Consider the following 19258-nt stretch of genomic DNA (forward strand, 5'->3'; position numbering starts at 1 on the left):
TTACTCCTGCTTCAAGGGCCGCGACATGAGTTCCCTCACCGCTTCGGCCACGCCAATATCCTGTGCCACCAACCGCGCCACCATCGACGCCACCGGCAGATCCACCCCGCGCTCGGCCGCCAGTCGGGCGGCAGCCTGCGCCGTCGCCACGCCTTCGACCGTGGCCACCGGCGGCACGCCGCCCTGCCCCAGCGCGAAACCGTGGGAATAGTTGCGCGATTGGGCCGAAGTGCAGGTCAGGATCAGATCGCCCAAGCCCGACAGCCCCGCCAAAGTCTCGGGCCGGGCGCCCAGATCGCCGGCCAGCCGCTGCATCTCGGCGAAGCCGCGGGTGATCAGCGCGGCACGGGCGCTGTCGCCCAGACCGGCGCCCATTACCACCCCCGCGGCAATGGCGATCACGTTCTTCAGCGCGCCGCCCAGTTCGGCCCCCGCCACATCCTCGGTCCGGTAAAGCCGCAGCGTCGGCGTGGACAGCGCATGTTGCAGCGCCGTCGCCTCCGGCCCGTCGCAAGCCAAGGTCAGCGCCGTGGGCAAGCCGCGGGCAATGTCAGCCGCAAAGCTGGGACCGGTCAGAACCGCCACGGCGCCCATGGCCCCCGCCGCCCGCATCACGGCCGAGGGGCCCTGCAGGGTGGCAAGGTCAATCCCCTTGCAGCAAGCCACAAGGTCCTGCGCCAGCAGCGCCTGCCCCGGCCCGGACAGGAAGCCGCGCAAGGCCTGCATCGGCAGCGCCAGCAGCACCGCCTCGGCCGCCGCCAGCGCCTCCAGATCATCGGGCAGCCCGACCGTTTCGGGCAAGGTGATCCCCGGCAGATGGGCAGAGCTGCGGTCCTGCCGCATCGCCGCCCGCTGCGCCGGATCGCGCGCCCAGAGCCGCACCTCGCGCCCGCCCGCGGCCAGCGCCACGGCCAAGGCGGTGCCAAAGGCCCCGGCCCCGGCAATGCCGATGACACCGCCGCTCATGCCTTGGCCCCGCGGCGACCGTGGCCGATCAGCGGCGCGGCGCTTTCGTCCAGCGGCCAGCGGGATCGTGCGGCCATGCCGCCCTCGGGCGGCAGTGCGGCGCGGTGCCGTTCGATCCCGGCCCAGGCGATCATCGCGCCATTGTCGGTGCAAAGCCGCAAGGGGGGCGCCAGAAACCGTGCGCCCGCCTGCGCCGCAGCCACCTGCAGCCGCTCGCGCAGCACCACATTGGCGGCCACGCCCCCCGCCACGGCCAGAACCGGCGCCGGAAAGGCGGCCAGCGCGCGACGGGTCTTTTCCGCCAGAACATCCGCCACCGCCGCCTGAAAGCCCGCGCAAAGGTCGCGGCGGTCCTGCACCGTCAGCCCGCCGTTCTGTGCAATCACCTCATCCCGCGCGCGCAGCACGGCGGTTTTCAGCCCGCTGAACGACAGATCGCAGCCGGGCCGGTCCAGCAGCGGGCGCGGGAAGGCGAACCGTTTCGGATCGCCCAAAGCCGCCTCCCGCTCCACATGGGGGCCGCCGGGCTGCGGCAGGGCCAGCAGTTTGGCGATCTTGTCAAAGGCCTCGCCCGGGGCATCGTCGATCGTGCTGCCCAGACGGCGGAACTGGTCCGGTCCCTCCACCGCCAGAAACTGGCAATGCCCGCCCGAGACCAGCAGCATCAGATAGGGAAAGCCGATTCCATCCGTCAGCCGCGGCGTCAGCGCATGGCCCGCAAGGTGGTTGACCGAGATGAGCGGCACGCCCGTCGCCGCCGACAGCCCGCGCGCCAACATCTGCCCGGACAAAAGCCCGCCGATCAGACCTGGCCCCGCGGTCACGGCGATGCCGTCCAACCCCGCCAGCGGAACGCCCGCCTGTGCCAGTGCCGCCTCCACCGCGTGGTCCAGCCGCTCGGCATGGGCGCGGGCGGCGATCTCGGGCACCACCCCGCCAAAGGGCGCATGCAGCGCGGCCTGCCCCTCGACCACCGAGGACAGCACCTCGGCCCCCGCGTCGGACCAGCGCACCACGGCGGCGGCGGTGTCGTCGCAGCTCGATTCGATGCCAAGGAAGGTCAGGCTCTGGTTCATGGTCGCTTGTGGCCCCCGCTGCCCCGCAGGTAACATCGCGCCCATGTCGAGACAATCCTTTGCCGTCCTGATCACCCGGCCGGAACCGCAGGCCAGCCGCTTTGCGGCGGAACTGTCGGAGCGGTTCGGCCCCGGACTGCGGCTGGTGATCTCTCCGCTGATGCGGGCGGTGCTGCTGCCCTGCACCCCGCCGGAGGGGCCCTTTGCCGCAGTGGTCCTGACCTCCGAGACCGGCGCCAAGGCCGCGGCGGGACTCGCCGCCCGGATTCCCCGCGCCTTCTGCGTGGGGGAGCGCACGGCAGAAGCGGCCCGTGCGCAGGGGTTTCACGCCATGGCCGCCGGGGGCGATGCCGCGGCCCTCGCCCGGTTGATCCTGTCGCAGCCCGACACGGGGCCGCTCCTCTACCTGCATGGTGCGGACCGGGCGGCGGATCTGGCCGCGCTGTTGCCGGGGCGTCGGGTTGTGTCGCAGGTGGTCTACCGGCAAGAGGCGCAAAGCCTGTCCGACGCCGCGCTGAACCTGCTGCACGCGGCGGACCTGGTGATCGTGCCGCTGTTCTCCCCCCGCTCCGCCCGGTTGTTCGCGGCGGAACTGCCCGCCGATGCACCGCCGCCCGTGCTGGTGGCGATCAGCGAAAACGCCCGTGGCGTTTTGCCGGAACGGCTGGCCGCGCGATGCGTTGTGGCAGACCACCCCGGTGCTGCGGCAATGCTGCAAGCCATTGACCGCACAATTGCCGCGCTGCCGACTTGAACCTTCCCGCCCGCCGCCCTTACCTTGACCCTGTAGACCATGAGGCCAGAGGCAGACCCGATATGAGTGATTCCGACCGCCCCGCCTCTGACCACCCGGCTAGCGAGACCCCACAGTCCGACGGACCTGTGCCGATGGCGCCCGTGGTTCCGCCGGAACCGGATTCGGTGGATCGCAAGACCGAAACAGTCGAAATGCCGGTGCCCCCGGTTCCGCCCGTCCCGCCACAGGCACCCGTCCGCCGGGGCGCGGGGTCCGTGCTCCTCCTGTTGCTGGGCGGGGCCTTGGCCGTTGGGGCAGGTTTTGCCCTGTCCCATTACAACCTGCTGAAGCTGCGGGCCGAGGTCGATCCTGTCGCGCTGGACGCCCGCTTTGCCGCCCTTGAAACCGCGGTGAAGACCGGGGTGGAAGAGGCCAAGGCCGCCGCCGCCACACCGGCGGCCGATCCGCGCAGCGATGAGCTGGCATCCCGGCTGGCCGCGGTGGAAGAAGCGGTAAAAGCTGCGCCGGCTGGCACCCCCTTGCCCGATGAGGCGGTGGCCCGGCTTCAGGCCGAAATCGACGCGCTGAAAGCTGCACCGGCCGCAGCGCCCGCAGATCCCGAGGCGCTGCAGGCCCTTGTCGCGCAGGAACTGTCCCGGGCCCTGGATGCCCGTGCGGCTTCGGAGGCCGAAGCCGAAGCGGCACGGGCCGAGGCGGCACGGCAGACCGCCGCCCATGACACTGCTCTGCTGACCCTGCGCGAGGCCGCCGTCAGCGGCGCCCCCTATGCCGCCGCACTGGAGGTTCTGGCCCTGCCGGAGGTGCCGCCCGTGCTGGCGCAATATTCCGGATCCGGCCTGCCGACCTTGGCCGCGCTGCAGGAAGGTTTCCCCGAAGCCGCCCGCAGCGCGCTGGATGCCGCCTTGCGGGCCGAGGCGGGGGACGGCGTCTCCTCGCAGCTGTGGTCCTTCCTGCGGATCCAGACCGGCGCCCGGTCGTTGACCCCGCAAGAGGGCGACGATCCCGATGCCGTGCTGTCGCGGGCCGAGGCCAAGCTGACCGCGGGGGACGTTGCCGGCGCGCTGACGGAACTTGCTGCCTTACCGCCGGAAGGCAGGTCTGCCATGGCGGACTGGACCGCAAAGGCCGAGGCGCGTGTCGCCGCCGAAACCGCCATTGCGGGCCTTGCAGCCCCGACCGCACCCTGAGGAGAGGTCCATGCTCTGGTCTTTGGCTAAGGTTGTCCTTTTCCTGTGCATTGTCGCCGCACTGGCGCTGTTCGGCGCCTCGCTTTCGGAAACCGGGGGAACGCTGCGTCTTTGGGTGTTCAATCAGGAATTCACGCTTGGCCCGCTGGCCGGGATCATCGCGCTGGCATTGCTGCTTCTGGCGATGTGGCTGATCCTGCGGCTGTCGGGCCTGCTGGTCGCCACCTTCCGGTTCCTGAACGGCGATGAAACAGCCCTCAGCCGCCATTTCGACCGCAGCCGCGAACGCCGCGGCTATCAGGCCCTGTCCGAGGGGCTGATCGCGCTGGCCGGGGGCGAGACGACGCTGGCCATGGCCCGGGCCAAAACGGCCGAGCGGCTGCTGCACAAGCCGGAACTGACCGCGCTTCTGACCGCGCAGGCGGCCGAAGCCTCGGGCGACAGCCGCACCGCGACCGAGGCGTGGAAACAGCTTCTGGGCCATGAGGAGACCCGCTTCGTCGCCGTGCGCGGATTGATGCGGCAGAAGCTGGCCGAAGGCGATACGTCTACCGCGCTGAAGCTGGCCGAACGGGCGCTGGCGCTGAAACCGCGTCATTCCGAGACGCAGGACATCGTGTTGAAACTGCAGACAGAGGGCGGCGACTGGCGCGGCGCGCGGCAGACGCTTTCGGAAAAGCTGCGCACGGGCGAACTGCCGCGCAGCGTCTATCGCCGCCGGGATGCGCTGCTGGCCTTGCAGGAGGCGAAGACCATTCTGGATGAGGGCAGCACGCCGGAAGCCCGCGATGCCGCGATCGAGGCGAACAAGCTGTCGCCCGACCTGATCCCCGCCGCCACGCTGGCCGCGCGGGCGATGATCGACAAGGGCGATATCAAGGGGGCGACCCGGGTGCTGAAAAAGGCATGGGAGGCCCAACCCCACCCCGATCTGGCCGGGGCCTTTGCCGAAATCGCGCCGACCGAAACCCCGGCGGAACGTCTGCGCCGGTTCGACGCGCTGCTGTCGCGCCGCCCGGATCACGAAGAAACCCGGCTGACGCGGGCCGAACTTCTGCTGGCGGCAGAGGATTTCACCGCGGCTGAGGCGGCGCTTGGCGCTGTGCCGGAAGACCACCCGACGCAGCGCGCGCTGGCCATTCTGGCTGCTGCTCGCCGCGGTCAGGGCGCCCCGGACGAGGTGGTGCGTGAGCTTCTGGCGCGCGCGCTGACCGCGCCGCGCGGCCCGGAATGGTGCTGCGAGGCCTGTGCCGCCACGCATGACCGCTGGGGCCCGGTCTGTTCGTCCTGCAACGGGTTTGACACGCTGGTCTGGAAAGACGCGGACCGCCCGCACGCCCTGCGCCCTGCGCTGCGGCCGGAACTTGCGCCGCTGCTGTTCGCGCCCGCTTTGGGGATTCAGAAGCCCGCCCCGGTGGCCGAACCCGTCGCCGAAGAGGTTGTGGAGCCGGAACCCGCACCGCCCAAGTCTGCACCGCAGGAGCCGGATCTGCCGCCCCCGGGCCTGACCCCGGACGAGATTTTGCGGCGGGTGAACTGACGGCCCCTGCCGCACCTTCGGCCGGGGGGTGTCCCCCCCCATGCCGCCGGTTTCTCGAAACCGCGGCGAAATCACCGGCATATCCCTTGGGACATTTGAGCCAAGATGAAGGGCTTACCGCGTCTGGAGCGACAGGATCAGCCCATCGTCTCCAGACAATGGCGGCGGAAGGCGCGTTTCAGCATGTCCAGTTCGGCGCGCAAAAGGTCGATCTCGGCCCGCAGGTCATCCTCCATCGCCACCCCGGTGACGATGGTGAAATGTGCCAGCGTCTGGTCGGCGGCGCGGATCAGGAAGGTCTGCACGCCCTCGTTCAGGACATCGGCCGGAATGGGCACGCGGAGGGCGTAATCCCCCGGGCGGCCCGGCACCGGAGCCAGCGTCACGCCGGGCAGCGCGCGTTCCAGAAGCAGCACCTCGATCTTCGGAGGTTGCGGTCCGCCGCCGGTCAGGATCCCTTCCCACACCCCGGCGCGGATGCGCGTCTGTGTCAGGCTGATCGTGTCCATGCCCGCCCCCTTACAGTTCCGCGCGTGGACGGCGGCTGACCGTCACGTCGCGCAGGATGATCTGGTTCATCTCCGGCCCCTCGAAGATCAGGTCGATCCAGAGCTTTTCGATCCGCTTTTCGTTGACCTTGGTATAGGCGAGGTCGAATTCCACCATCACCTCTTCCTCATTCAACGGCAGTTCCCGCACCACCTGTTCCACATTCGGCCCGTGCTTGATGTTCAGCCGGGCGAAGATTTCCAGCGGTTTCTCCATCTCGACGATGGCATCGACCCGCAGCAGATGGCGCAGGCGCAGGCCATCGGAGGCATCGGGCGGCAGGTCCAGCACCAGAGACAGGAACGAGCCGTCGAAGCGGAACACATCCATCCGCAGGCCGAAGGGGGCGATATCCGCCTCGCGCGTGTTGCGGATCTGCCGGACAGTCAGTTCCGACCGGACACAATCATGAAAGATCGTGGCCCCTTCGCAGACCTGCGCCCGTGCCGCGACCGAGGACATGCCGGGCACCGGGATCTGGCCCTTCCAGATGTCGGGGCGCCAGGCCCAGTCGGTTCCGGTGGGTTTGCGGATGGCATTGCTGCCGATCACCGGCAGGGCAAGGCGGTATTCGGCCTGATGGATCACCCGGTCCAGTTCGCGCCGCATCTGCCGGGCGCGGCTGCGCAACCCGCGCAGCGGTTCCAGCCCCATGCCGGGCGCCTCTTCGGCCAGACGGGCCCAGCGGGCCAGCGCCCGGCGGAAGACCAGCCGGTCCATCACCTTTTCAAAGCGGCCCGCCATCCGTTGTCTGCCCTTGCCGATCCCCCGGATCGTTCCTGATCCGGAAACGATTCCCGTTATCACCGCAAAATTGTTAACATGCCAACACCTTGTGCGGCATTCGACAGAATTAGTTGATGGTTGCGGGGTTTGCGCGCCGCAGGCTGGCGACGCTGCGGTCAAGGATCAGCCGTCCGGCGGCTTCGTCCAGCGTGGCGCCCTCGGGCGCGGTGACCGAGATGGTCACGAGCCGTCCCTTCAGCGCCATGATCGCGCGCCAATAGGTGCCGACGCCGCGGTCGGCCACGCGCAGCACCAGAACCCCGTCCGCCACGGATGTCTTCTGCACCTGAACAGAAGAGGCCCGGCCGTCCCGCGCCAGCGCCGCCCGGCCCGCGGGGGACCGGAAATAATCGGACAGTGCCTTCGCGCCCGAGCGGATCACCGCGCTGGAGCCGGTGCCGCCGACGCTGACGGTGATCAGCGCGGGCGCCGCATCGGACCCGCCGCTGCAACGACCCATCAGGATGACGGCGCCTTCGGCGGCATCATGGCTGGCCCTGCGGTCCACGCAATAACCCGCGGGCGGAGCGGCGGTGATTTCGCCACCGATAAAGGTCGCGGCACCGCGCGGTGCGGGGCCGCCCGCGGGGACGCAGGCGGCCAGCAGAACTGGGATCAGAAAGGCCGCGGCCCTATTGATCCATATAGACATGGCTTTCCGCCTTCGCGCCGGGATGGGTGACGGCTCCATAGCGGGCCGATCCCACAAGACGGGCGTATTTCCACAGCGCGCCGGTGTTGTAATCGGTCTGACGCGGACCTTTCCACTCGGCCTTGCGTGCGGCCATATCCTCATCCGACACGGCCACCGAAATCTCTCCGGTCACCGCGTTCAGGGTGATGATATCGCCCGTCTTCACCAGCGCGATCGGACCGCCATGCGCGGCCTCCGGCCCGACATGGCCCACACAGAAGCCACGGGTCGCACCCGAGAAACGACCGTCGGTGATCAGCGCCACCTTCTTGCCCATGCCCTGCCCCGAAAGCGCGGCCGTGGTGGCCAGCATCTCGCGCATGCCGGGGCCGCCCGCCGGGCCTTCGTTGCGGATGACGAGCACCTCGCCCTCCTTGTAGCTGCGGGCCTTGACCGCCTCGAACGCCTCTTCCTCGCATTCGAAGACGCGGGCCGGACCGGTGAAGACCTGCTCAGCCTCGGTCATGCCGGCGACCTTGACGATGGCGCCATCGGGGGCAAGGTTGCCCTTCAGGCCCACGACGCCACCGGTCTTGGTCAGGGGCGTTTCCACCGGATAGATCACGCGGCCATCGGCCTCACCGCGGATTTCCTCAAGGCTTTCACCAAGTGTCTTGCCGCTGGCGGTGATGCAGTCGAGGTGCAGAAGCCCGGCCTTGGCCAGTTCCTTCATGACGACCGGCACGCCGCCGACCTCATACAGGTCCTTGGCCACGTATTTGCCGCCCGGACGCAGATCGACGAAATAGGGCGTGTCGTGGAAGATGTCGGCCACGTCGAACAGGTCGAAGTCGATCCCCGCCTCATGCGCGATGGCGGGCAGGTGCAGCGCGCCATTGGTCGAACCGCCGGTGCAGGCCACCACGCGGGCGGCATTCTGCAGCGATTTCAGCGTCACGATATCCCGGGCGCGGATGTTCTTTTCGATCAGGTTCATGACCGCCACACCCGAAGCCTCGCCATATTGGTCGCGGCTTTCATACGGCGCAGGCGCACCCGAGGAGTTCAGCAGCGCCAGACCGATGGCCTCGGACACGCAGGCCATGGTGTTGGCGGTGTATTGCGCACCACAGGCACCCGAGGACGGGCAAGCCACCCGTTCCATGATGTCCAGTTCCGCCTCGGACAGGACGCCAGCCTGATTTTTGCCGACGGCCTCGAACATGTCCTGAACGGTGATGTCCTGCCCCTTGTAGCGGCCCGGCAGGATCGACCCGCCGTAGATGAAGACCGACGGCACGTTCAGCCGCACCATGGCCATCATCATCCCGGGCAGCGACTTGTCGCAGCCCGCAAGGCCGACGATCGCGTCATAGCAATGGCCGCGCATCGTCAGCTCCACCGTATCGGCAATCGCATCGCGCGAGGCGAGCGAGGAGCGCATGCCCTCATGCCCCATGGCGATGCCGTCGGTCACGGTGATCGTGGTGAATTCGCGCGGGGTGCCGCCGCCCTTTTTCACGCCATGCTTCACGATCTGCGCCTGACGGTTCAGGGCGATGTTGCAGGGGGCCGCTTCGTTCCAGCAGGTGGCCACGCCAACCCAGGGCTGGTGAATCTCGTCCTCGGTGATGCCCATGGCATAGAAATAGCTGCGATGGGGCGCGCGGGCCGGGCCCTCGGTCACATGGCGGCTGGGAAGTTTCGACTTGTCGAAACGCTGGTTGGTGGTCATGGGCTGATCCTCCCCGCAAGACTGGCACGAAGGGGATAGCGGCCCGGCCGGTCAGGGGCAAGCGTCAGAACGGCCCCATGGCCGCGATTCTTAGCGGAAAACAGCGGCCAGAAACGGTTGCCCGGCCATCAGCATCAGCAGCGTCAGCCCCATGATCACGCAAAGCCGCGTAGCAGGCAGCCCTTCGCGCCGGGCAGGTATCTTCAGCCAGTCATCCATGCCCCCTTCTACCCCGGCGGGGGCCGCCGGTCTTCCCCCCGGTCCGGGAACACCGCGTTTCCGATCCGCGCACGGTCCGGCGCCCGCAGATGCCCGGCTTTCCCTTTGCGCCGCTTTGCGCTAAGGCCGGGGCAAACCCGATCAGCCGGAACGACGCCGATGAAATTCACCCTCTCCTGGCTTGCCGACCATCTCGACACCGCTGCCCCGGTGGAGGAGATCGCCGAGACGCTGACCGACCTTGGGCTAGAGGTCGAAGGCATCGAAAACCCGGCCGAAACGCTTGGCGCCTTCCGCATCTGCCGCGTGATCGAGGCGGTTCAGCATCCGAACGCCGACCGGCTGCGCGTCTGCCGCGTGGCGACCTATCCCGGCGGCCCCGGTTCGGAGGCGATGGAGGTGCAGGTGGTCTGCGGCGCGCCCAATGCCCGCACCGGCCTTGTCGGCGTCTTCGCGCCCGTGGGCACCCATGTGCCGGGCACCGGCGTGGACCTGAAACCCGGCGTCATCCGCGGCGTGGAATCGAACGGCATGCTGTGTTCCGAGCGGGAGCTGGAGCTGTCGGACGACCATAACGGCATCATCGAACTGCCCGAGGATGCGCCGCTTGGCGCCCGCTTCATCGACTACCGCGGCCTGAACGACCCGGTGATCGAGATCAAGGTCACGCCGAACCGCCCCGATGCGCTTGGCATCCGCGGGATCGCGCGCGATCTGGCGGCCCGCGGTCTGGGCACGCTGAAGCCGCTGGAGATTGCGCCTGTCGAAGGCAGCTTCGACAGCCCCGTCGCCGTGCAGATCGACCCCGCGCTGAAGGCCAAGGCCGCGCCGCATTTCACCGGCCGCGTCATCCGCGGCGTGAAGAACGGCCCCTCGCCCGACTGGCTGCAAAAGCGGCTGAAGGCCATCGGCCTGCGCCCGATCTCGGCCCTTGTGGACATCACGAACTTCTTCACCTTCGCGCTGAACCGCCCGCTGCATGTCTTTGACGTGGACCGGATGCAGGGCACGACCCTGCGCATCCGCCCTGCTGAGGCGGGTGAGACGCTGCTGGCGCTGGACGGCAAGACCTATGCGCTGACGGCGGGCCAGATGGTCATTGCCGATGACCGCGGACCCGAAAGCCTTGCCGGCATCATGGGCGGCGAAGACTCGGGCTGCACCGAGGATACCGTGAACGTCTTCCTGGAAAGCGCCTTCTGGGACCCGATCACCATTGCCACCACCGGGCGCGCGCTGAAGATCAACTCGGATGCGCGCTACCGCTTTGAACGCGGCGTGGACCCGGCCTTCACCCGGCCCGGGCTGGAACTGGCCACGCAGATGGTGCTGGACCTGTGCGGCGGCGAAGCCAGCCGCGTGGTCGAGGATGGCGCCGCCCCGGACACGACCCGCGCCTACCGGCTGGACCCCGCGCGCTGCGTGTCACTGGTCGGAATGCAGATTTCCGAGGCCGAGCAGCGCCAGACGCTGACCGCCCTTGGCTTCCGCATGGACGGGCTGATGGCCACCCCGCCGTCGTGGCGCCCCGATGTGCTGGGGGAGGCGGATCTGGTCGAGGAAGTGGCCCGCATCGCCAGCCTGACCAAATTGCAGGGCGCGCCGATGAAGCGGACGCAACCGGGCGTGCCGAAGCCGATCCTGACGCCCGTGCAGGTGCGGGAAAAGGCGGCCCGCCGGACCATTGCCGCGCTTGGCTACAATGAATGCGTGACCTACAGCTTCATCGAGGCCAAGGCTGCCGCCCTGTTCGGCGGCGGCGCTGATGCCGTGCGGGTGGACAACCCGATTTCGTCGGAGATGAGCCATCTGCGCCCCGATCTGCTGCCCGGCCTGCTGGCCGCCGCGGCGCGCAATCAGGCACGCGGCTTTGCCGATCTGGCCCTGTTCGAGGTTGGCCCCGCCTTCCAGGGCGGTGAGCCGGGCGAGCAGCACCTGCAGGCCGCGGGCCTGCTGGTCGGCGCCACTGCCCCGCGCGATCCGTTCGGCAGCCGCCGTCCGGTCGATGTCTATGACGCCAAGGCCGATGCCGAGGCGGTGCTGGCCGCCATCGGCGCCCCGGCCCGGGTGCAGGTCACCCGCAAGGTGCCCGCATGGTGGCATCCCGGCCGGTCCGGCGTGATCGGGCTGGGACCGAATGTCATGGCCACCTTCGGCGAGGTTCACCCCCGCGTTCTGGCCGCCATGGGCGTGAAGGGCCCGGCCGTGGCCTTCACCGTGCTGGTGGCCAATGTCCCGCTGCCCAAGGTCAAGACGCCCACCCGCCCGGCGCTGGCGATCAGTGATCTTCAGGCGGTGGAACGTGACTTCGCCTTTGTTGTGGATGCGGGCGTCGAGGCGCTGACCGCGGTCAACGCCGCGCAGGGCGCCGACAAGGCACTGATCGAAAGCGTCCGGGTCTTCGATCAGTTCACCGGCGACAAGGCCGAGGCACAGATGGGGGCGGGCAAGAAGTCCATCGCTTTGACCGTGCGGCTGCAACCAATCGAGGCCACGCTGACCGAGGCCGATATCGAAGCAGTATCGAAGAAGATCGTCGAGAAGGTCGCGAAGGCGACGGGCGGCACCCTGCGGGGCTAGGCTCGGGTCTTTCACAAGGCCCAGCACAAAACCGCTGTCCGGCCGCTGACACAGCGTTCCGAATCCATCTCAGGCCCCTTCATGGGGGCCTGTGTCCGCTAGCCCTCCTGTCCGCCCCCTTCCCGCGGCGGAAGGGGTGCGGACAGGGGCGAGACCCTGATCAGGGGCACTTGCATCGTGCTGGGGGTGCTTCGCTCTGCCGCCCGCGCAGCAAAGTGCAAACATGCGTCTGGGATGCTGTGACCTGGCGCCATTCTGATCGGACACTTGGTCTGGGCATAGCAGCCTGGGCTTATGCCTAAGCGCTTGACCTGAATGGTGAGCCCGACAGGATTCGAACCTGTGACCCACTGATTAAAAGTCAGTTGCTCTACCAACTGAGCTACGGGCCCACTGATGGCGCGTGTAAGAGAGCTGCGTGGGGGCGTCAACCCCCCTTCATTCCGATAGCCCGAAGAGCTCCGCCTTTCGTGGCCCGTTCTTGGCTGAGCTTGAGAGGAGGCGCACTCCAGACCCGCTTGCAGCTCCTCATCCCCGCGGCGGCGCCTTGGGGGGGTTTTCACCAACAAGGCAAGTGCGCCTGCAGCAAACCTTCCTGTCACCGGCTGCCAGAATCCCTGCCACACGACAACCGCGTCCATTGCCAAACAGAGACAAGGCCCATTCTCCGCGGTTGTTTCCTGCGGGATTTCATCTCTCTACCTGCCAGCGCACGCCCTGTCTGAGCAGCGAAAACGCACCACAATCTGATTGCATAGAGTTATTTGGAATCAGTTATATAACTTCGAACGGGTCGGTCTGGCGCCACTCAATCTCCGCAGAAAATACCCTGTAACTTGCCGCTTTCAGGACCATCAATGAAAGTCGCGGCTCTTGGGCAAGATCCGGGCATCGCGCGGATGCTGGTCGGCGCGAGGTCGCGGCAGAACCGGGCGTTTTGCCAGTTCTGATGTCAGGCCGCCAGAATCCCCCCCGGCATTCCACAGCTGTTCAAGATCGGCAGAGCGGTCGATGATATTGGTCGCCATCAGGTGGATGACGCCTTCGGGGCTGCGCTGCACCCGCCCTTCGACCAGCATCAGACGCGAGGCCATGACCGCGCGGCGCAGCGCCTCGAACTGGCGCGCCCAGAGGACGACATTGGTGATGCCCGTCTCATCTTCCAACGTGATGAAGATCGCATTGCCCTTGCCGGGACGCTGGCGGACCAGAACCAGCCCGGCGGTGCGGGTGAAGCGATTGTTGGCACGGGCGGCGGTTTCGGCGCAGGTCGAAATCCTGTCACGGGCAAAGATCGGGCGCAGAATCTGCATCGGATGTGCCTTCAGCGACAGGCGCAGCGTCTGATAATCCGTCGCCACATGCTCGCCCAAAGGCATGGGTGGCAGGGCCGCGTCCGCTTCCGCACCCAGATCGTCCGACCCGGAAACGGCGAAGAGCGGCAAGGGTTCGTCCTGTGGCAGACGGCGCACCTCCCAAAGGGCCGCGCGGCGGTCGAGGCCGATCGAGCGGAACGCATCGGCATCGGCCAGCGCCCGCATCGGACGGCCATACAGCCGCGCGCGGTCGGCAAGCGCCTTGACCGAGGTGAAACCGCCCTGCCGGTTCTGCACCAGCCGTTCCGCCTCGGATTCGTGCATGCCTTCGGTCTGACGGAACCCAAGCCGCAGGGCCAGACTGCCGTCGGCATCGGGTTCCAGCACATTGTCCCAAAAGCTGTGGTTCACATCGACCGGGCGCACCCTGACCCCATGCTCCTGTGCGTCACGCACGATCTGTGCCGGGGCATAGAATCCCATCGGCTGCGAGTTCAGCAGCGCACAGGCGAAGATCGCCGGGTGGTGACATTTGAGGAAGGACGAGATGTAGACCAGCTTGGCGAAAGAGGCGGCATGGCTTTCAGGAAAACCATAGCTGCCGAAGCCCTTGATCTGATCGTAGCAGTTCTGCGCAAACTCCCGCTCATAGCCCCGCGCGACCATACGCTCGACCATCATCGTCTCGAACTGGTTGATGGTGCCCACATTGCGGAAGGTGGCCATCGCCTTGCGCAGCTTGTTCGCCTCGATATCGGTGAACTTCGCCGCAACCATGGCAAGCTGCATGGCCTGTTCCTGAAACAACGGAACGCCCTTGGTCTTGTTGAGCACGTCATAAAGTTCGTCTGCCGGGCCGTGTTCTGGCGCGGGCGAGGGGAACACAACCTCTTCGGCACCTGACCGGCGGCGCAGATAGGGGTGAACCATGTTGCCCTGAATCGGGCCGGGGCGGACGATGGCGACCTGAATCACCAGATCGTAGAACTCCTGCGGGCGAAGGCGCGGCAGCATGTTGATCTGGGCGCGGCTTTCGACCTGAAAAACGCCGATTGAATCGCCCTTGCTCAGCATGGCATAGGTGTCCCTATCGTCCTGCGGCACATCGGCCAGCCCCCAGTCGATCCCCTCATGATCGCGCAGCAGATCCAGCGCCTTGCGGATGCAGGTCAGCATCCCGAGTGCCAGAACATCGACTTTCATCAGGCCCAGGTTATCCACATCATCCTTGTCCCATTCGATGAAAGTGCGGTCCTGCATGGCTGCATTGCCGATGGGCACCAATTCGTCCAGACGATCCCGGGCCAGAACGAAGCCGCCGACATGCTGTGACAGGTGGCGGGGAAAACCCAGCAGGCGTTTGGCAAAGCCTACGGCGCGGGCGATCATGGGGTTGTCCGGATCAAGCCCCGCCTGAACCACCTGATTGCGGGTGATGTCGCTGCCCCAACTGCCCCATTGCAGGCGAGATAATGCCGCCGTCACCTCCTCGGACAGGCCAAGCGCCTTGCCCACATCGCGGATGGCACTTTTGGGGCGGTAATGGATGACCGTAGCGATGATTCCGGCGCGATGACGGCCATAGCGTTCATAGATGTGCTGGATGATCTCTTCGCGCCGCTCATGCTCGAAATCCACGTCGATATCGGGCGGCTCTCGACGCTCTTCCGACAGGAAACGCGCGAAAAGCACGTTGTGCTCGGCCGGATCCACCGCCGTGATTCCCAGTGCATAGCAGACGGCAGAATTGGCAGCCGACCCGCGCCCCTGGCAGAGGATGCCCTTGTCGTTGGCCACGCGCACGATGTCGTGGATCGTCAGGAAATAGCGCGCGTAATCCAGCTTGCCGATCAGGGCGAGTTCCTTGTGCAGCAGGGCCTCGACCTTCTCCGGGATGCCGTCGGGATAGCGGAACATCGCATGACGAAAAGTCAGTTCCGTCAGCCATTCCTGCGCATCCTTGCCCGGCGGAATCGGCTCGTCAGGATATTCGTATTTCAGATCCGCCAGCGAAAATTCGACGCGATCCAGCATCGCTGCCGTCTGATGCAAGGCATCGGGGCAATCGGCGAAGAGCCGCGCCATCTCGGCAGGTGCCTTGAGGTGCCGTTCGGCATTCGCCTCCAGCCGGCGGCCGGCCTTGGCGATGCTGGTGCCTTCGCGGATGCAGGTCAGCAGATCCTGCAGGTCGCGCTCCGCAGGATTGGCATAGAGGACATCATTGGTGGCCAGAAGCGGAACGCCGACATGATCGGCAAGGGCCTTCATCCCGGCAAGCCTGCGGCGGTCATCACCATGCCGAGGCATGGTCGCCCCCAGCCAGACCGCGCCCGGAGCAGCCTCTTTCAGCCGCTGCAAAAGGGAGGGCAGGCCCGCACTGTTGCGACAGGGCATGACTGTCAGCAGCAGGTTGTAGGGATCGGACAGAAGATCATCCAGTATCAGGTGGCATTCACCCTTCTCTGCCCGTTTGTTGCCGATCGTCAGCAGACGGCACAGGCGGCCCCACCCCGCGCGGTTCTCGGGATGTGCCACGATGTCGGGCGTGCCGTCGGCAAAGACCAGACGCACGCCGGTGACAAGCCTGAATGTCTGGGCACGTTCAAAGATCATGGCCTGGAATGCCGCGGCCTCTTTCTCATCCTGTGCCGCAAAGGATGCGGGCTGATAGCTATACTCGCCCGGTCCGGACCCGTCTTGCCGCTTCAGCGGGGGCAAAACGCCGTCCTCGCGCAGTTCCTTCAGGGCGGTATAGGCCCTGACAGTGCCCGACAACGTGTTGCGGTCCGCGATCCCAAGGCCGGCATGGCCCAGACACAGGCCACGCAGCACCATTTCCGGCCCGGAGGAAGCCCCGCGCAGGAACGAGAAATTGGTGGCCGCGACCAGTTCGGCATAGGGCGGGACGGCGCTGTTCATGCGAAAAGACCGTGCAGGAACCAGCGGGGGCGGGCGTCGGTCTCCTCGAACAAACCCTCGCGGAAAATCCAGAAGCGGTGGCCCAGCGTATCCTCGACGCGGTAATAGTCGCGGGTCGTTGCCGCCTTGCCATCCAGCCACCATTCCGGGGCGATCCGCTCGGGCCCCTCGGCACGCGCGACCGTATGCAGCACGCGGCGCCAGCGAAAGCGCAGCGGCGGACCGTCCGGCACCTCGGCAAGGGCTTCGATATGCTGCGGCGGGATGAACACGGTCAGCGGCCGGGAAGGCGGCGCGCCGGGTTCAGGTTCAGGCCAAGGGGCCGATGAGGCGTTGGATGTTGCAGGAACACGCGCGGCACTCATCCGCGGATCATGGCTGTCGCGGGCGACGAATCGCTGCACATTGCCCCGCCCGAAGCGGACGACCAGCCGGTCGATCAGCGCGTTCACATCCGCCTCCCGGTCAACCCGTCCGTCCAGGGCGACCTGATGCTCCGTCAGCGGCTCAACCCTTTGCACGCCCAGCCGGAACGCATCGAAACCAAAACCGGGATCAAGCGGATCGGCCAGTGTCTCCAGCTTCAGCCGCATCAGCCGCAGGATGGTGGGCACATTGCGGCAAGCCACCGCGGTTTCAACCGCGATGCGGCGGACGGCGCCGTCGCTGCGGAAGAACCCCGCCTCAAAGCACCGCCCCCCCTGCCCCCGTTCGGCCAGCATGCGGCAGATATCCTGCGCCAGATCGGCCAGCACCCCTTCGATTGCAGGCATTTCCAGCATGGGTTCAGGAAAGACCTTTGTCACCTGACACTCCGGCAAGGGGCGCAGGGGGGTCAGCCGTGTATCTTCCTGTCCGGTGATGCGGCGCAGCCTCGTGACCAGTCCGGCACCAAAACGGGCAGCCAGCATATGCGCCGGACGATCTGCAAGATCGCCCAAGGTCTTCAATCCGGCCCGGATCAGGGCGGTCGTGACCTCGGGCGGCTGTTCCAGCGCGGCCACCGGCAAGGATCGCGCCACCTGCGCTTCGCGGCCCGTCGGCACGATGGCGTGGCGACCAAAGCGGACCGCGGCATGTGCGGCATCGGGCGTGCCTGCGATGGCGCTGCGTTGTTTGACGCCCGTCGCCTTGAGGCGCCGGGACAGCTGCACCCTCAGCCCCTCTTCACCACCGAAAAGATGCGCGCATCCGGTGATATCGACCAGCACGCCATGCGCCCCGTCCAGGGCAACCAGCGGGGACACGGATTCGCAGGCCCCGGCCACCGCCAGCAAAAGACGACTGTCGGCCGCCGGGTCAGCCTCGGCCACCTTCAGCTCCGGCAGCAGGGCAGAGGCATCGGCAAGGGTCATGCCGATGCGCAGGCCGTTGTTTTCAGCCGCAGCATTCAGCGCCATGACCTGCAACCCGCTCCTGTCCCGATCAATGAGCGCCAGCGGCATGTCATCCGGTCTGGCGGCGCCGGATTTCCGCGCCGCCAGCCGGAACGCGTCCGTCGAAAGATACGGCAGCCACAGTGCCAGATAGCGCCGGACGTTCCTGTGGGGTGGATCCGGCAGTTCTGTCCTCGAAGTGTCCGGTGTCACGATTCCACTCCCAATCCCAGGTTGCATGGGAGAGCCCGCCGCGATGACGCAGCAACTCAAGGCGAACCGCCGGGGGGCCCGGTGCATTGGCGGCCAGCGCGCGCGAGGGGGCGGCGCGCACGCTCCACCGCGTCTCGGCGGCACTGGGACAGGGTTGTGCCGCAACCCGCCCCATCAGCACCGGCGTGCCTGATGCCTGCGCGGCAAGGGCAAGGCGGCGGCTTGCCGTCAGGTCCAGCGCGCTTGCCTCGCCCCACAATTCGATGAGCACCGCACCAAGTGCACCGCAGCGCGCGCCCTCCAGCCCGGCCTGCAGGATTGACTGCGTCGTGCCTGCGCGCACGAAAATCAGGCGGCCCGGATCGAAGCCGAACTCTGCCTGCCCCGGCGGAAAAGGGGTGCCCCACTCCCGCTCAAGAAAATCCTGACGGGCCCAGAGCAGCGGACGCAGGGATGAACCAGCAGCAAGGGCAAGGACCACACCCGTCATCGCAGCGGCATCAGCCTCGGTCGCGGCATAGAACTCATGCAACGCCGCCCGCCCGGCCAATCCGCTAGGCGAGACGGCCTCATGCAGGGCAATCGTGGGTGCGCGCGCAGTGATCATGCCGGTATGTTCTCTTTTTGTTCCATTTTTGCGAATCCCGCAGGACGAGTCAAGAACAGTAGCGCCGTTGGTTCTGGAAGCCGCGCCATGCCATTCCACCCGGCGCGCGCGGCACGCTGAAGCAGGTACAGAACATTGTTGCAAAAGTCCTGCAGGGGCCGGACGGGCCCTGTCGCCGTTGCTTCAGGCCACGCGCAACCGGCCGCCCTCACCTCGGAATGGTCCAAGGCCCGGCAATTGCCGTCCGACTGACGGCAGCGCAGGATCATCAACCGGGCCCTGACAAACGGCCCGTGGCAGACCAGCACCTCGCCGTCTTAATGGCCCGATGCGTTGAACCGAGCTCAGACCCCAATTCCGTGGCGAGCACCGGATCGACTGGCATTATATCGCACAGGGAAAGCCGATGCAGAACGGGTTTGTCGAGCGCTTCAACGGGGGGATGTGCCAATGCCCATCAAACAGCATCTCATGGGTCCGCAGGGGTAGGCCCGAAGCAAAAGGCACGGCTGTGCGACAGCTTGATATGCGCCATCTAAAACTTCATGCGTACCCCCCACGAAGGCCGCCGACAGCGAAGTGTCCAGCATTAATCTCAGAAAAACATTGAAATTCCAGATGCTTGAAAGCCACTTACCATACTCGCGCAGTCATGAGGTCTAGAGAATATGGACGTTGTTGCACTTATCGGTGATGCGGATTCACGTCGTGAATCCTGAGCGTTAGATTCGGTCCATGCCGAAGCCTTCCTCTGCCCGCTACCGCACGACGAACTGGCCCGCCTACAATGCGGCCCTG

At 66.9% G+C, this 19258-nt stretch carries 14 protein-coding genes, 1 tRNA gene and 1 pseudogene; 5 read left to right on the top strand and 11 right to left on the bottom strand.

Annotation, left to right across the window (positions count from 1 at the left end):
* Together ACO2Q5_RS08425 and tsaD are read right to left on the bottom strand one after the other, a co-directional pair.
* Entirely contained in the window at window positions 1-966 is a 966-nt protein-coding gene (locus ACO2Q5_RS08425) for an NAD(P)H-dependent glycerol-3-phosphate dehydrogenase (protein WP_423289862.1), read from the bottom strand.
* Window positions 963-2042, bottom strand: coding sequence for a tRNA (adenosine(37)-N6)-threonylcarbamoyltransferase complex transferase subunit TsaD (gene tsaD, locus ACO2Q5_RS08430; RefSeq protein ID WP_423289864.1), 1080 nt, complete (start codon window positions 2040-2042; stop codon window positions 963-965). Before tsaD ends, ACO2Q5_RS08425 begins: the two co-directional genes overlap by 4 nt.
* 43 nt (window positions 2043-2085) lie before the next feature.
* On the opposite strand from tsaD, the gene ACO2Q5_RS08435 reads away from it, so the two are divergent.
* From ACO2Q5_RS08435 to ACO2Q5_RS08445, 3 genes are all read left to right on the top strand, one after another.
* Entirely contained in the window at window positions 2086-2796 is a 711-nt protein-coding gene (locus ACO2Q5_RS08435) for a uroporphyrinogen-III synthase (RefSeq protein ID WP_423289866.1), read from the top strand.
* Window positions 2797-2858: 62 nt separating this feature from the next.
* On the top strand, window positions 2859-3986 hold the full coding sequence (locus tag ACO2Q5_RS08440; protein ID WP_423289868.1) for a COG4223 family protein: 1128 nt from the start codon (window positions 2859-2861) through the stop codon (window positions 3984-3986).
* Window positions 3987-3996: 10 nt separating this feature from the next.
* On the top strand, window positions 3997-5526 hold the full coding sequence (locus ACO2Q5_RS08445) for a heme biosynthesis protein HemY (RefSeq protein ID WP_423289870.1): 1530 nt from the start codon (window positions 3997-3999) through the stop codon (window positions 5524-5526).
* A gap of 137 nt (window positions 5527-5663) precedes the next feature.
* Here ACO2Q5_RS08445 and ACO2Q5_RS08450 read toward each other — a convergent pair whose 3' ends face one another.
* The 5 genes from ACO2Q5_RS08450 to ACO2Q5_RS08470 all read right to left on the bottom strand — a co-directional run bounded on the left by ACO2Q5_RS08450 (window position 5664) and on the right by ACO2Q5_RS08470 (window position 9449).
* A complete protein-coding gene (locus tag ACO2Q5_RS08450; protein ID WP_423289872.1) occupies window positions 5664-6035 on the bottom strand; it encodes a hypothetical protein in 372 nt (123 codons plus the stop codon).
* 10 nt (window positions 6036-6045) lie between these two features.
* Complete coding sequence (locus ACO2Q5_RS08455) at window positions 6046-6819, bottom strand: DUF6478 family protein (protein ID WP_423289874.1); 774 nt, start codon at window positions 6817-6819, stop codon at window positions 6046-6048.
* 109 nt (window positions 6820-6928) lie between these two features.
* Window positions 6929-7513: a hypothetical protein gene (locus ACO2Q5_RS08460; protein ID WP_423289876.1), complete on the bottom strand. Its 585-nt coding sequence runs from the start codon at window positions 7511-7513 to the stop codon at window positions 6929-6931.
* Entirely contained in the window at window positions 7494-9230 is a 1737-nt protein-coding gene (ilvD, locus tag ACO2Q5_RS08465; RefSeq protein WP_423289878.1) for a dihydroxy-acid dehydratase, read from the bottom strand. The genes ACO2Q5_RS08460 and ilvD overlap by 20 nt, the downstream gene beginning before the upstream one ends.
* 90 nt (window positions 9231-9320) lie before the next feature.
* The gene (locus ACO2Q5_RS08470; protein ID WP_423289880.1) at window positions 9321-9449 is read right to left on the bottom strand and encodes a hypothetical protein; all 129 of its coding nucleotides are present in this window, start codon (window positions 9447-9449) and stop codon (window positions 9321-9323) included.
* A gap of 159 nt (window positions 9450-9608) precedes the next feature.
* Between ACO2Q5_RS08470 and pheT the strand changes: the two genes are divergently transcribed.
* Complete coding sequence (gene pheT / locus ACO2Q5_RS08475) at window positions 9609-12029, top strand: phenylalanine--tRNA ligase subunit beta (protein ID WP_423289882.1); 2421 nt, start codon at window positions 9609-9611, stop codon at window positions 12027-12029.
* A 316-nt stretch (window positions 12030-12345) separates the two neighbouring features.
* Here the strand turns inward: pheT and ACO2Q5_RS08480 are convergent.
* The 4 genes from ACO2Q5_RS08480 to ACO2Q5_RS08495 all read right to left on the bottom strand — a co-directional run bounded on the left by ACO2Q5_RS08480 (window position 12346) and on the right by ACO2Q5_RS08495 (window position 18460).
* Window positions 12346-12421 (bottom strand) — tRNA-Lys (locus ACO2Q5_RS08480).
* A 462-nt stretch (window positions 12422-12883) separates the two neighbouring features.
* The gene (locus ACO2Q5_RS08485; protein ID WP_423289884.1) at window positions 12884-16264 is read right to left on the bottom strand and encodes an error-prone DNA polymerase; all 3381 of its coding nucleotides are present in this window, start codon (window positions 16262-16264) and stop codon (window positions 12884-12886) included.
* A complete protein-coding gene (locus ACO2Q5_RS08490) occupies window positions 16261-17709 on the bottom strand; it encodes a Y-family DNA polymerase (RefSeq protein WP_423289885.1) in 1449 nt (482 codons plus the stop codon). Before ACO2Q5_RS08490 ends, ACO2Q5_RS08485 begins: the two co-directional genes overlap by 4 nt.
* Window position 17710: 1 nt before the next feature.
* Window positions 17711-18460 carry an ImuA family protein gene (locus ACO2Q5_RS08495; RefSeq protein WP_423289886.1) on the bottom strand — a complete coding sequence of 250 codons (750 nt, stop codon included), beginning with the start codon at window positions 18458-18460 and terminating at the stop codon, window positions 17711-17713.
* A gap of 364 nt (window positions 18461-18824) precedes the next feature.
* On the opposite strand from ACO2Q5_RS08495, the pseudogene ACO2Q5_RS08500 reads away from it, so the two are divergent.
* Window positions 18825-19070: pseudogene (locus ACO2Q5_RS08500) on the top strand (integrase core domain-containing protein); the annotation flags it as partial.
* Between the last annotated feature and the right edge of the window lie 188 nt (window positions 19071-19258).

Source organism: Neotabrizicola sp. VNH66, from assembly GCF_049445895.1.
Lineage (GTDB): Bacteria > Pseudomonadota > Alphaproteobacteria > Rhodobacterales > Rhodobacteraceae > Pseudogemmobacter.